The organism is Maribacter forsetii DSM 18668 (genome assembly GCF_000744105.1).
Lineage (GTDB): Bacteria > Bacteroidota > Bacteroidia > Flavobacteriales > Flavobacteriaceae > Maribacter > Maribacter forsetii.
Window position 1 is genome coordinate 1,523,023 of record NZ_JQLH01000001.1, and the last position, 13,622, is coordinate 1,536,644.

At 34.7% G+C, this 13,622-nt stretch carries 13 protein-coding genes; 11 read left to right on the forward strand and 2 right to left on the reverse strand.

The genetic code is table 11. The features are described from left to right. The first annotated feature begins 9 nt into the window (after nt 1-9). The 11 genes from P177_RS06460 to P177_RS06510 all read left to right on the forward strand — a co-directional run bounded on the left by P177_RS06460 (nt 10) and on the right by P177_RS06510 (nt 11,264). The gene (locus P177_RS06460) at nt 10-927 is read left to right on the forward strand and encodes a dihydrodipicolinate synthase family protein (protein WP_036153106.1); all 918 of its coding nucleotides are present in this window, start codon (nt 10-12) and stop codon (nt 925-927) included. 120 nt (nt 928-1,047) lie between these two features. Next, nucleotides 1,048-2,625: an aldehyde dehydrogenase (NADP(+)) gene (locus tag P177_RS06465; RefSeq protein ID WP_036153108.1), complete on the forward strand. Its 1,578-nt coding sequence runs from the start codon at nt 1,048-1,050 to the stop codon at nt 2,623-2,625. Nucleotides 2,626-2,646: 21 nt separating this feature from the next. Further along, nucleotides 2,647-3,654, forward strand: coding sequence for a 4-hydroxyproline epimerase (locus tag P177_RS06470; protein ID WP_036153109.1), 1,008 nt, complete (start codon nt 2,647-2,649; stop codon nt 3,652-3,654). Nucleotides 3,655-3,664: 10 nt separating this feature from the next. After that, nucleotides 3,665-4,912, forward strand: coding sequence for an NAD(P)/FAD-dependent oxidoreductase (locus P177_RS06475; RefSeq protein ID WP_036153111.1), 1,248 nt, complete (start codon nt 3,665-3,667; stop codon nt 4,910-4,912). A 124-nt stretch (nt 4,913-5,036) separates the two neighbouring features. Then, nucleotides 5,037-5,438, forward strand: a complete 402-nt coding sequence (locus P177_RS06480) for a response regulator (protein WP_036153114.1) — start codon at nt 5,037-5,039, stop codon at nt 5,436-5,438. An 80-nt stretch (nt 5,439-5,518) separates the two neighbouring features. Beyond that, entirely contained in the window at nt 5,519-6,061 is a 543-nt protein-coding gene (locus P177_RS06485) for a heme NO-binding domain-containing protein (protein ID WP_036153117.1), read from the forward strand. Beyond that, entirely contained in the window at nt 6,054-8,030 is a 1,977-nt protein-coding gene (locus P177_RS06490; RefSeq protein WP_036153120.1) for a PAS domain-containing sensor histidine kinase, read from the forward strand. The genes P177_RS06485 and P177_RS06490 overlap by 8 nt, the downstream gene beginning before the upstream one ends. Before the next feature lie 11 nt (nt 8,031-8,041). Beyond that, nucleotides 8,042-9,172, forward strand: a complete 1,131-nt coding sequence (locus P177_RS06495; protein WP_036153123.1) for an FIST signal transduction protein — start codon at nt 8,042-8,044, stop codon at nt 9,170-9,172. Continuing rightward, complete coding sequence (locus P177_RS06500; RefSeq protein WP_036153126.1) at nt 9,172-10,236, forward strand: sensor histidine kinase; 1,065 nt, start codon at nt 9,172-9,174, stop codon at nt 10,234-10,236. Before P177_RS06495 ends, P177_RS06500 begins: the two co-directional genes overlap by 1 nt. Next, complete coding sequence (locus P177_RS06505; protein ID WP_036153129.1) at nt 10,233-10,553, forward strand: hypothetical protein; 321 nt, start codon at nt 10,233-10,235, stop codon at nt 10,551-10,553. The genes P177_RS06500 and P177_RS06505 overlap by 4 nt, the downstream gene beginning before the upstream one ends. After that, on the forward strand, nt 10,554-11,264 hold the full coding sequence (locus P177_RS06510; RefSeq protein ID WP_036153130.1) for a LytR/AlgR family response regulator transcription factor: 711 nt from the start codon (nt 10,554-10,556) through the stop codon (nt 11,262-11,264). A gap of 20 nt (nt 11,265-11,284) precedes the next feature. Here the strand turns inward: P177_RS06510 and P177_RS06515 are convergent, their stop codons facing one another. Both P177_RS06515 and P177_RS06520 read right to left on the reverse strand, forming a co-directional pair. After that, nucleotides 11,285-11,698: a response regulator gene (locus P177_RS06515; RefSeq protein WP_036153131.1), complete on the reverse strand. Its 414-nt coding sequence runs from the start codon at nt 11,696-11,698 to the stop codon at nt 11,285-11,287. A gap of 3 nt (nt 11,699-11,701) precedes the next feature. Continuing rightward, on the reverse strand, nt 11,702-13,489 hold the full coding sequence (locus tag P177_RS06520) for a sensor histidine kinase (protein ID WP_084684641.1): 1,788 nt from the start codon (nt 13,487-13,489) through the stop codon (nt 11,702-11,704). Nucleotides 13,490-13,622: the final 133 nt, after the last annotated feature.

Below are 13,622 nucleotides of genomic sequence, written 5' to 3' on the forward strand. Positions count from 1 at the left end.
GAAAGCAAAATGAGTATTTCATGGACAGGCGTTATGCCAGCGGTTACCACAAAATTTACTGATAAAGATGAACTTGATCTAGATATGTTCTCAATAAATATTAAGGCGCAACTAGATGCAGGTGTAAGTGGAATAATTTTGGGTGGAACTTTGGGTGAAGCTAGTACACTTACCTATGATGAGAAGAAAGTTTTAATGAGGGAGACCGTAAATCTTGTAGAAGGTAAAGTGCCAGTAATCATTAACATTGCCGAACAAACAACTAAAGGTGCAATACACGCTGCGGAAGTAGCTAAAGAATGTGGTGCTACAGGTTTAATGATGTTACCGCCAATGCGGTATAAGGCTAATGACCATGAAACAGTCACGTATTTTAAAGAAACTGCCAATAGTACAGATTTGCCGATTATGATTTATAACAACCCTATAGATTATGGTATAATGGTTACTCTTGATATGTTAGAGGAGTTAACGGTTTGCGAGAATATACAGGCGGTAAAAGAATCTACTAGAGATATATCTAATATTACCCGTATTAAAACAAGATTTGGAAATAGACTTAACGTGTTAACAGGTGTTGATACTTTAGGTTTAGAAAGTACACTAATGGGAGCTGATGGTTGGGTTGCCGGCTTGGTATGTGCTTTTCCGGCAGAAACATGTGCAATTTTTGAGTTGGCCAGAGCTGGTAGAATTAAAGAAGCTTTAGAAATTTACCGATGGTTCTTACCATTATTAGAGTTGGATATTAGTCCGCAATTGGTGCAGAACATAAAAATGGCAGAGGTTGCAACGGGTATTGGCACAGAAAATGTCCGTGCACCAAGATTACCTCTAGTGGGCGAAGAACGAGAAAGAGTAGCGGCTATTATAAAACAAGGTATGGCAACTAGACCAACATTGCCAAATTATAAGGAGATCAATTAAGGAAATAGTACTTTTTGATATCTAAGTAAGAAATATGCATATGGATAGAAATGTAAGGAAAGAATAGAAATTTGTTTCAGCATCTTTATTTACTTTTGAGTAACACCATAAATATAGAAAATGATAAGCGGTACAAATGCAATAGGGAGCAAATCTTCAAAGAAAGGAAATAAAACTTTTAAGACTTTTGATCCTAAACAAAATAAAGATACAGAGTGGACATTCTACGAAGCATCTGCCAATGAAATTGATGAAGCCGTTGATTTGGCAACAACCGCTTTTAAAGTATATAAAGATTTTTCAGGAGCTAAAAAGGCAGGATTTTTAGAAGCGATTGCCGATGAAATTGAAGCAATTGGAGATGACCTAATTGATACCTACTGTAAGGAATCCGGGTTGCCAGAGGGTAGGGCTAAAGGTGAACGAGGACGTACCATGGGGCAACTTCGTGCTTTTGCCAATTTATTAAAAGACGGTTCTTGGGTAGAGGCTGTTATTGAAAAAGCACAGCCTAATAGGGAACCCATGCCAAAATCTGATATTAGAAAAATGCTATTTCCTCTAGGTCCAGTAGTGGTTTTTGGTGCAAGTAATTTTCCTTTGGCATTTTCTACAGCTGGGGGAGATACGGCAAGTGCTCTTGCTGCAGGCTGTCCAGTAATTGTAAAAAGTCATCCAATGCACGCTGGTACCGGTGAACTGGTATCTTCTGCTATTATCAAGGCAGCTGAGAAATCGGGTATGCCAAATGGTGTATTTTCTAATTTGAACAGTAGCGGTATAGAAGTAGGGCAGCAATTGGTGAAACACCCAAAAGTAAAAGCTGTTGGTTTTACTGGTAGTATAAATGGTGGTACGGCATTGTATAGATTGGCAAATGAAAGAGATGAGCCTATTCCCGTATTTGCAGAAATGGGGAGTATTAACCCAGTGGTTGTATTACCGTCAGCCTTAGAAAACGATGGTGATGCTTGGGCAACTAAATATGCTTCTTCAATTACTTTAGGTGCTGGTCAATTTTGTACCAACCCTGGTTTGGTGTTGGCAGTTAAGGGAGAAAAGTTAGATGGATTTATAAAAACATTATCAGAAGAAATAGTAAAACTGGAGCCTACTTGCATGTTGCATCCAAACATCTATGCTAAATATAATGAAGGTAAAATGGAATTGTCAGCACAGAGCGGAGTAACTATTACTGCCGATTATAAGAAGGATACAAATGCTAATACTGCTAAACCTTCTATTTTAAAAGTGAATGGTGCAGATTTTTTGGCAAATACAAAATTACATAGGGAAGTTTTTGGACCTTTTTCCGTAGTGGTTGAATGTGAGAATACGAGTGAATTAGAAGCTATCTTAAATCATCTAGAAGGGCAGTTAACAGGAACTATTTTAGGTTCTGAAGAAGATTTAGAGAATAATTCTGGCGTTGTAGATGCTTTACAGAGTAGGGTAGGGCGAATTTTGTTCAATGGTGTACCAACCGGTGTAGAGGTTAATTCTTCTATGGTCCATGGAGGTCCTTTCCCTGCAACTACAGATCCTCGTTTTACATCTGTAGGTACATCGGCTATTAAAAGGTGGGTGCGTCCGGTTTCTTTTCAAGATTGGCCAAATAAATTATTACCATTGGCTCTGCAAAATGAAAACCCTCTTAAAATTACCCGATTGGTAGAAGGGGAATACACTAAAAACTGAAACATATAACGCACTCTTAATATGGCCAGTAGCACTTTTGTTTGTATCGATGCTCATACTTGTGGTAATCCTATTAGGGTTATAAAACAAGGCGGTCCAGACTTAGTTGGTGCTTCAATGAGCGAGAAACGTCAGCATTTTCTAAGGGATTATGATTGGATAAGAAAAGGGTTGATGTTTGAGCCACGAGGTCATGATATGATGAGCGGTAGTATTTTTTATCCGCCAAGCGACCCAAATAATGATTTCGGTATTTTGTTTATTGAAACTAGCGGATGTTTGCCCATGTGCGGTCACGGAACTATTGGTGCCATTACAATTGGTATTGAAGAGGGGTTGATACAGCCTAAAACTCCTGGTGAAGTTCGTATGGAAACTCCTGCAGGTTTGGTACATATTACATACCAGCAAACCGGAGAAAAAGTTGATTGGGTAAAATTGACCAATGTAAAATCTTACCTGGCAGCTACTGAACTAACGGTTGACTCTTCTGCGTTGGGTGAATTGGTTTTTGATGTTTCATACGGAGGAAATTTTTATGCCATTGTAGACCCACAAAAGAATTTTACCGGTATGCAGGACTATTCTGCCAATCAGCTAATTCAGTTCAGTCAAGAAATTCGGGAGAAAATCAATCTGAAATATCCTAATTTATTTATACATCCAGAAGATGCAACCATTAAAGATGTGAGTCATATTTTGTGGGCGGGGAAAACAATATCTGATAAGGCTACTGCTAGAAATGCTGTATTCTATGGCGATAAAGCAATTGATCGTTCTCCTTGTGGTACGGGAACATCTGCCCGCATGGCGCAATGGTTTGCCAAAGGAAAATTGAAAGTAGGTGATGATTTTATACATGAAAGCTTCATTGGGTCTCAATTTATAGGTCGTGTAGAAAAAGAAACTACTTTAGCGAGTATCTCTGCTGTAGTACCTAGTATAAAAGGGTGGGCAAAAATATATGGTCAGAATACAATTATTATTGATGATGATGATCCGTACGCTCACGGTTTTCAAGTAATTTAATATACAGAAAATGAAAAGTGTCGTTGTTATTGGAGGAGGAATTGTTGGGCTCAGTACTGCGTATTATCTACATAAAGAAGGTTTTGAAGTAACGGTAATTGATAAAGGCGACATAACTACTGGCGCATCATTTGTGAATGCAGGTTACATTACCCCAAGTCATATTATACCACTGGCTTCACCAGGTATGATAGCGAAAGGTATTAAGATGATGTTCAATTCCGCTAGTCCGTTTTACATGAAACCGAGATTAGATGTGGATTTTTTAAAATGGTCCTGGTATTTTCATAAGTCATCTACACCTGAAAAAGTTGAAAAGGCAATTCCGGCTATAAAAGAAATTAACCTAATAAGCAGAGAATTGTTTACCGATATTAAAAATTCTGGAGATTTGGGCGATTTTCAACTAGAAAGAAAAGGGCTTTTAATGATGTATAAAACAGAAGCAGCCTATTTACATGAAAAGCAAGTTGCGGAAAGGGTAGCCTTTGAAGGCCTAGAAGTTTCTGATTTAAATAAGGAAGAATTACATCAATTAGAGCCCAATGTGAAAATTAATGCTGAAGGAGCCATACATTATGAATGTGACGGGCATACAACACCAACTGAAATTATGCCCAAATTGCTGGCATACCTTCAAGGTAAAGGTGTTACCATTAAAACAAACGAAGAAGTTGTTGATATAAATAGCTCAGGCAACAAAATAATAGAAGTTATTACAGATAAGGACAATTATCAGCTAGATGAGGTAGTATTGGCTGCAGGATCATGGAGTGGGGAACTTGCTAAAAAAATGAAACTAAAACTGCCTTTGCAAGGTGGTAAAGGGTATCGAATTAATGTGGAGCGTGATACTGGAATTTCAATACCGGCTATTTTAATGGAGTCTAAAATGGCGGTTACGCCTATGAACGGGTTTACTAGATTTGCAGGTACCATGGAGTTTTCTGGGAATAATAACATTGTAAGAAATGAACGTGTTATAGCCATTGTAAATGGAGCACATTCATTTTATCCAAATTTAAAAATCAACGAAACTGAAATAAAGAATGTAAAGACAGGATTGCGGCCAGTTTCTCCAGATGGCTTACCTTACATTGGCAGATCATCAAAAATTAAAAACTTAACTATTGGTACAGGTCATGCCATGATGGGGTGGAGTTTAGGCCCTGCCACAGGTATGCTTATTACAGAGTTATTGTCTGGAAATAAGACTAGTATGCCTATAGACGCTTTTGATCCTGACCGTACATTTTAACGAAACTGTAAAAAGCTCAACGGCAGATAATTACCACTCACCGACAGTAAACCGTCATTCGTCTACACTGGTCAAATTATTTGTAACTAATCTCCCACCTTTGTAGTATCAAAAATAAACCACAATGGACATCCTTTTAATAGAAGACGATTTAATAGAAGTAATGAAGTTGAAACGTACAGTTTCTAAACTTAATTTAAAGCATAATATCGTAGAAGCCAAAAATGGCGAATCAGCATTAACATATTTAAGATCAGGTGAAAAATTACCGGATATCATACTTTTAGATTTGAATATGCCGAGAATGAACGGTATTGAATTTCTATCTATTTTAAAGGCAGATGAACAATTGCGTTATTTACCTACAATTATTTTAACCACATCTGAAAATAGAGCAGATTTACTAAAATGTTATGAAGTTGGTATCGCAGGTTATGTAATAAAGCCTTTAAAATATGAGGATTATGAGTACAAGTTAAATGCTGTTTTAGAGTACTGGACCGTTAACCAACTAGTGAAAGGCTAACAAAAAAGCGCATTTCACAACATTTTCCTTCATTTATGTATTAATTTTCCTACGTTTGAATATATTGTAAAAAAATTCAAATGAAGGGAATAGTGTTTACCGAGTTTTTAGAGATGGTCGAGTCCGAGTTCGGATTGGAGACTGTTGATAATATTATTGAAAAATCAGATTTACCTTCTCAAGGTATTTATACATCTGTTGCCACCTACGAATTTAACGAAATGGTGGCGTTGGTCACCCAGTTGAGTGAAGAGGTAGATTTACCTGCTGGAGATTTAATCTATGCATTTGGACTTTACCTATTCTCAAGTCTTAAAAATGCACACCCAGAAGTTATTCAAAGTTACTTGTCACCAATTGGTCTACTATACTCTATAGAAGACCATATTCATGTACATGTAAAAAAGCTTTATCCTGAAGCTGAACTGCCTACATTCAAAATTTTAGAAAAGACCGATAATTCAATTTCCATGATATATACCTCTTCTAGAGGCTTATATAGATTGGCTCATGGGCTTATTGAAAAAGCATTTGAGCATTTTAACGGTAAGGCAGATATTACCTATGAATTACTTAAGGATGATGGTACCGAAGTAAAATTTGACGTTGTACAACATGGATAGTAAAGAAGTTACTCTTCTTAAGAAAGCCCTAGAAAGGCAAAAAAAAGCAAGACAGCAAGCCGAAAGAATTCTGGAGGAAAAGTCTCATGAGCTTTACGAAGTTGCTAGTCATTTAAGAGAGTCTAATCATAAGCTAGAAAATTTATTGAGCCAAAAGACCTCTGAACTAGATGGTGTTTTTATTAATATTATAGACCCTTATGTGGTGATGGATTTATCATATAATGTGATAAGTATGAACCAGTCTGCAAAAAACTTCTTAGGGTTTGATAATAATAAAGAAGAAATCAACCTATGGAAACTGGTACATAAAGATTACATGGAATATACCATGGAATCTTTTGGTAGTCTGCGAGAAGTTGGTATGCTTAAAAATTATAGAGCCAAAATTTTAATTAAAGGCGGTGCTGAAAAGTGGGTCGAGATTAATGCTAGTTTGGTTTTTGATAAAGATAAAAAACCGATTGCCGCCCAAGGTATTGTTAGGGACATTACTCAAGAAATGGAAGTTAGGGAGTTGTTGTCCGAACAAAAGCGTCAATTGGATATTATTGTTAACAGTTCTCCTTTAGGTATCATTTTAGCAGATGTAAACAGTATTATTAAGGTCAACCATACCATGACTTCATTGCTAGGATATTCCTATGATAAGTTCATGAAAATGAACGTTAAGGATTTTACCAATGCAGAAAGTTTAGAAGAAGCCGACAGGCTTTTAGTACAACTTAAGAACGGTGAAATAGATAAATACAATATTCACCAGAAATTTATCAAAAGTGATGGTGAGCAATTGTTGGTAAAGTTATCTGTGAGTGCAGTTAGGAATATCTATAAAGAAATCAGCTATATCGTAATGATGGTTGAAGATATTACCAAGCAAGTAGAGGCAGAAGAGCGTTTAAAAGCAGAAAGGGAAAAGTATAGTGGTATCATTGCCAATATGAACCTTGGTTTGTTAGAAGCGAATAGAGAAGGTGTAATTCAATTAGTCAACCAAAGCTTTTGTGATATGATCGGCTTTGAAGAAAGTGAATTACTTCATACAGATGCAAAAGCTTTTGTAAGTTTTGAAGATAAAAATAAGGTTGCGGAACATATTAAAACCCGTGCAAATGGGAAATCAGACTCTTATGAAGTGCAGGTAATTACAAAATCTGGAGAAAAAAGACATTGGATGATTAGTGTGGCTCCACGTTATAGTAAGGATCATGAGGTTATTGGGTCTATTGGAATAACAATGGATATTACCGAACAAAAAGCATTAGAACTTCAAAAAGAACAATTAGTAAAAGATCTAGAGAACAGTAACCAAGGTTTACAAGAGTATGCCCATATTGTTTCCCATGACCTTAAATCCCCGCTTAGAAGTATAAGTGCATTGGCTACTTGGTTAAATGACGATTATAAAGATGTGTTAGATGAAGGCGGTAGACAGAATCTTGAATTGATGCAAGAGAAAGTCGCCTCTATGGATAAATTGATCCACGGTATTCTAGAATATTCTACAGCCAATAGTTCAGCACTTGATGACTCTAAAGTAGATTTAAATGGGGTAATTTCAGATATTGGTGAAACCATATTTATCCCTGAACACGTAAAATTAGTCGTACCTGAAACGCTACCTACCATTATGGCAGATAGAATTAAGGTACATCAAGTTTTTCAAAATATTATTGGCAATGCCGTAGTGCATATTGAAAGAGAAGTAGGGCTGGTTGAAGTGCTATTTAAAGATGATGGCGAATTCTGGCAATTTACTATTAGTGATAACGGTGTTGGTATACCAGAAGAATATCACAAGAAGATATTCGACATTTTTCAATCTATCGGTAATAATGAAAGATCAACAGGTATTGGGCTATCTATCGTTAAAAAGATTATAGACCGTTACCAAGGTAGGGTTTGGGTAGATAGTGTTGTAGGTGAAGGCACCCAATTCCATTTTACAATTAAAAAAGACCACAATTAATAACGCTTCTTATGAAAATAGTTCAAGCAATAAAAAAGGCTAATGAGTCTTTTGTACTTCAAAGCACTACAAAATTAAAAGAACCATTAGTATTGGTTTTTGGTAATAGATACCTATTGGAAAGTGAGCATATTTTTAACGAAGTAAGAGAGCTTTTTCCTGAAGGACATATCGTTTTTGGAACCACATCAGGAGAAATTATTGAAGATAAAGTTTTAGAAGGTACCGTAGTATTAACAGCTATTGAATTTGAAAAAAGTGCTATTGTTGTAAAACGATGTAATGTAGCGGACTATAATAATGACGATAAAAAAATGGGAATGAGATTGAAATCTCAGTTTCCTAAAGAGAATTTAAAGCATTTATTCGTTATTTCTGAAGGAAGTACAGTAAATGGAAGTGCACTAATTGAAGGTATTGAACACGTTGAAAATACAAGTTTTGGTTTATCTGGTGGATTGTGTGGAGATGATGATCGTTTTGAACGTACCCTTGCCTCTTATAATGAAAACCCAAAAGAGGGTGAAATTGTTGCCATAGGTTTTTATGGTGATACCTTAGAAATTTCTAGTGCCAATTATGGAGGATGGACCACCTTTGGACCAGAACGTATCATTACAAAGTCTAAAGGAAATGTTCTTTTTGAGCTTGATAATAAACCGGCATTGGATCTTTACAAAAACTATTTAGGAGAAAAGGCAGATGAATTACCAAAGTCGGCCTTATTGTACCCATTAAGCGTAAAGACAACAGATGATGGAGAGCCACTAGTACGCACTATATTAAATATTGATGAAGCTGAAAATACAATGACACTTGCTGGCGACGTGCCAGAAGGAGCTAGAGTGCAATTAATGATGTCGTCGGTAGACGATATAGCCAATGGAGCTTTTCATGCAGCAGAACTAGCAATGAAAGACAGAAAGAACCCTCCTGATCTTGCTTTGTTAATTAGTTGTATTGGTAGAAAATTGGTAATGGACCAACGAACAGAAGAAGAAATAGAAGAAGTAAAGGCGGTAGTAGGGGATAATACAGTAATAAGTGGGTTTTATTCTTATGGGGAAATGGCACCGTTTAGTGGTCAAGATAGTTGTAAATTGCACAATCAGACCATGACACTAACTTTATTCAGTGAATAATGCATTCTCTTTTAAAAAGACAAATACGGAAATATTTACCTGCTAAACTAAGGGCACATCCAGAAATGGATGGTTTTTTAGAAGCTATAGAAAAATCATATGAGAATTATGATGATAAATTTTCTATGCTTCATAGAGCCTCTACCATTAGTTCTGATGAGCTATTTGAGGCAAATAAAAGATTGCAAAAAGAAGCCTTGCAGCAAAAAAGTATTTTGGTCTCCTTAGAAGATGCCATTCGTAGTTTAAGGGAGAATTTAAACGAAGATCAATCAATTGATATTGATTTTCAAGATGAGCTAAATACAGAAGAGCTCGCATCTTACATTAGTAGTTTAGCACTGAAGGTTACTGAGATGACGAGTGAAAAAGATAAATTGGTCGCTAACTTAGAAAACCAGAACGAATCTTTAAATAATTATGCCCAAATGGTATCGCATGACTTAAGGTCGCCCATTCGTAATATTAGTGCCTTAATGAATTGGATTATGGAAGATGAAAAAGAGAATTTTTCTGAAACCAGCAAGGACAACTGCTCATTGGTATCTGATAACCTTAAAAAAATGGATAAGCTGGTTACGGGTATACTTAACCATGCTACAATGGGTGAAACCAAAGAACAACGAATATCATTTCATTTAGAGGATAGTTTAAGGGATATTGAAAAAACCATTTTTGTTCCTGACAATGTAACGTTTAAATACCCTGAGAATTTACCTAAAATAGAATTCGAAAAAGAACGGTTAGAACAGTTGTTCATGAACCTGTTCTTAAATGCCATTACCGCTACAGAACATTTAGAAAAAGGGGAAATTAAAATTGGTTATGAGCCAGATGAGGTGTTTTGGAAGTTCAGTGTTTCCGATAATGGAAAGGGAATACCTAAAAAACACCAAGAAGGCATATTCCAAATGTTTAAAAAATTAGAAACCAGTAATAATGCTACAGGTATTGGACTTGCAATTGTTAAGAAAATTACGGTTCTTTATGAAGGTAGTGTATGGTTGAAGTCTGAAGAAAATGTAGGAACTACATTTTTTATAACTTTAAAAAAGAATTTATGATAGAACAACCAAACCTAAACTATGTTGACGAACTTGCAGGTGACGATGCTGAGTTCAGAGGTCAGTTCATAGAAATTATCAAAAACGAATTCCCCCTAGAAAAAGAAGAATATATTGGACATATTTCTAATACCAGGTTCAAAGAAACTGCAGAAATTGTTCATAAATTGAAGCACAAATTTAATATTTTGGGCATGCAAAATTCTTATAAACTAGCCGTTGCCTATGAGATGGAATTGTTGGAAGGTAAGCACGATAGTAAATCTGAGTTTAATGAAGTTCTAGATACTATTGAAGAATATATTAAAACCATATAAATGAACTGTATTATAATTGATGACGAAGCAATGGCTAGGGCGATTGTAAAGCAACTGTGTTCTAAAATTCCAGAGCTAGATGTCATTGAAGAATTTGATAATGCCATATCTGCCATTAAGTTTTTAAACCAAAACACTATCGATGTCATCTTTTTAGATATACATATGCCAGGCTTTAGTGGCGTTGATTTCGTGCAGACTCTTAAAGATCCACCAAAAATTGTTTTGACCACCTCTGATACCGATTTTGCCATTGCAGCTTACGAATATGAGAGTATTGTAGACTATTTGGTAAAACCTATTACGCAAGAGAGATTTGAAAAATGTATCGATAAAATTTCAAGCATTCCAGATCAAAAACCACAACAGCAAATTGCGTCCGGTCAAAGTAATGGAGAAGAAGAAGATATCTATATAAATATTGATAGAAGGCTTATAAAATTAAAGTTGAACGATATTCTGGTCATAGAGGCAAAAGGAGATTACATAGATGTTAAAACAGAAAAGGAAGATTATAGAGTACATACTACTCTTAAAAAAATAAAGGAAAAACTACCGGATAAAACTTTTTTACAGATACACCGTTCATATATCATCAACTTTACCAAAATTATTGATATTGAGGATAATAGCGTATTAATAGCTAAAAATGTAGTACCTATTAGCCGTTCTAATCGTCCGGAATTAATGAGACGATTAAACTTAATATAAATAAAGATTCTTAAAGTTTTCTACCAATTTTCGTGATAGATTTTTTTGAATATTTCTGCTAATTGAACCTTGTTTACCGGTTTTACCACATAGCCGGTAAGCTCTTCAAAATGAGAAGCTCTTTTAATATCACTATCGCGCATAGAAGAACTGACCATATAAATATTTATACTATTTATAATCTTCGGTTTCAGTTTTTTAAATTCGTTTAAAAACCCCCACCCGTCTAAAAAGGGCATGTTAATGTCTAAAAATATGACCTCAGGTAATTCTATTTTTTCATCGGTACATTTAGAGATATACTCTACAGCTTGTTCACCATCTGTAAAACTGGTAACCACTAATTCGTTGGACAATTGATGTATAGTCTTTTCCATCAAGTATAGATAAAGCTCATCATCATCTACAAGTAAAATGTTCGGCTTTGTATTCATTTTTTAAAATTTTAGTTTAAACGTAGTTCCTTCTCCTTCTTTACTATCTATTGTAATTGTTGCATTTAAAGCTTCTAATTGAGATTTAATCAAAAAAAGTCCCATTCCTTTTCCAGATATATTTCTATGGAATCTTTTATATAATTTAAAAACATTTTCTCCATGCTTATCTAGGTTCAATCCTATACCGTTATCGCGTACGTAAAGTACTTTTTGCTTTTTTTCTATTGCAGTTTCAAACGCTATATAAGAATCCACGTCATCTCTTTTATATTTAATTGAGTTAGATACTAGATTCTGTATAATACTTTGCAAGTAGAATTTTGAAAATTCAATAGTATCCCACGATTTTAAGTTGAGACGTACATCAAAACCACTATTATCTAAAAGTGTTTCCGTAAATTCATGTTTCACCTCTTCAATGAGCTCGGGTAAATCAATTTTTACGACTTTAATTTCTTTATTGTCCAGTATTGAAACATATTTATTGATGTCTTTGGTAAGGTTGGTAATACTTTTAGATACTTGATCTAGCTTTGGTAGTAGTTGGTTTAAAATATCTGGATTTTTTTCATTTCTGATCATCTCAACAATCACTGACATACTGGTTACGGGTGCTCTGAGATTATGTGAAATAAGATAGTTAAAATCACTTAACTGCTTGTTTCTAATCTCTAAGCTTTTATTCATCTCATTGACAATGGCGTTATTTTCCTCTAATTGATCTTTATTTCTGGTCAATAAGATGTTTTTACCTTCTAACTCTCTGTAGAATTGTTCTTTTTCTATTTTCTTTTTTTGAAATATATAGCATAGCGTAAGTAGACCTGCGATAGAAATTATATTAAACATCAACAGACTTCGAAATAAAGGTTGTAATTCGGCTTCTACTACTCTTGGAGGAACTTCTAAAGCCAAAAGCAAATTAGCCTGGGTTACTACTTCTGTAGGTAGGTTAGATTGAGAACCAAACGTAAATGTCTTTCCATTTAAATTAATGGATTGCTGCGACCAAATATGACCATTTTCAACAAAAGTACTGTCTCGAAAATGGGTTATTGATTTGGTATTTAAAATACCGTCTAAGTAACTATTTTTATTTTCAAATTCATAGGGTAGATCTTCTTCTATAGTACTTGCTGTTATAACTTTAAAATTCTCATCTAATAAATAAATATTTTTTTCTTCAACCCTAGATTTTATTTGATCTAGCATTTTTTTCATTTTAAAATTAATGACCACTAAACCAATTTGATTTTCATCGATATCAAAAATAGGAGCGACAGCTCTCATTACCGGTTTATGCGGTATTTCAATTTTCCCATTTTCCTTATTTAAGCTTATTTGAGAAAGGTATATTTGATTTTTTTTTAATTGTAACCCTGCTTTAACATAAGTATGTTGATTTTTATCTTGTAAAGGGTTAATGATAAGGGTATCGTTTCCTGCGCGTTGTGCTCTAAAAAATTCTTTTCCTTCTAAATCTATATAGCGAAATTGATCATAGATAGTTATATATTCAATAAGTTCTAGATATGAATTTAAGAAAGAAGAATGCTCTGCAAGAGGATCAAAATTCTTTGGATATTTTAAATTGGCCCAATATTGGGTATTACGCAAAAAAGAATGGTATTTTTCTTCAAAAGAAACTTTCTTCATCGTGTTAGCACGAATCTGACGCTCCATAATAGCATCAATTTGCTCTGCCTTTTGAGAGTGATATAAAAAAAGGGTAAGCGCAAAAAGTGGCACATAAAGGCCAATAAACATTTTTAAAACTCTCTTCCACATAATGTCTCTATTAGAGTTTCATTTTAATACTAATTCTCGTTTTGGGGGATGATTTAATAACCTACGTAAAAATAAGTAAAATTCTTACAATTAGTGGTTAGTTTTTGAGGTATTTTTAATGATGTATGTTTTA

Excerpts from the sequence above, each read along its gene's own strand:
- P177_RS06460 (WP_036153106.1), top strand. The coding sequence starts at position 10 with ATGAGTATTTCATGGACAGGCGTTATGCCAGCGGTTACCACAAAATTT.
- P177_RS06465 (WP_036153108.1), top strand. The coding sequence starts at position 1,048 with ATGATAAGCGGTACAAATGCAATAGGGAGCAAATCTTCAAAGAAAGGA.
- P177_RS06470 (WP_036153109.1), top strand. The coding sequence starts at position 2,647 with ATGGCCAGTAGCACTTTTGTTTGTATCGATGCTCATACTTGTGGTAAT.
- P177_RS06475 (WP_036153111.1), top strand. The coding sequence starts at position 3,665 with ATGAAAAGTGTCGTTGTTATTGGAGGAGGAATTGTTGGGCTCAGTACT.
- P177_RS06480 (WP_036153114.1), top strand. The coding sequence starts at position 5,037 with ATGGACATCCTTTTAATAGAAGACGATTTAATAGAAGTAATGAAGTTG.
- P177_RS06485 (WP_036153117.1), top strand. The coding sequence starts at position 5,519 with ATGAAGGGAATAGTGTTTACCGAGTTTTTAGAGATGGTCGAGTCCGAG.
- P177_RS06490 (WP_036153120.1), top strand. The coding sequence starts at position 6,054 with ATGGATAGTAAAGAAGTTACTCTTCTTAAGAAAGCCCTAGAAAGGCAA.
- P177_RS06495 (WP_036153123.1), top strand. The coding sequence starts at position 8,042 with ATGAAAATAGTTCAAGCAATAAAAAAGGCTAATGAGTCTTTTGTACTT.
- P177_RS06500 (WP_036153126.1), top strand. The coding sequence starts at position 9,172 with ATGCATTCTCTTTTAAAAAGACAAATACGGAAATATTTACCTGCTAAA.
- P177_RS06505 (WP_036153129.1), top strand. The coding sequence starts at position 10,233 with ATGATAGAACAACCAAACCTAAACTATGTTGACGAACTTGCAGGTGAC.
- P177_RS06510 (WP_036153130.1), top strand. The coding sequence starts at position 10,554 with ATGAACTGTATTATAATTGATGACGAAGCAATGGCTAGGGCGATTGTA.
- P177_RS06515 (WP_036153131.1), bottom strand. The coding sequence starts at position 11,698 with ATGAATACAAAGCCGAACATTTTACTTGTAGATGATGATGAGCTTTAT.
- P177_RS06520 (WP_084684641.1), bottom strand. The coding sequence starts at position 13,489 with ATGTGGAAGAGAGTTTTAAAAATGTTTATTGGCCTTTATGTGCCACTT.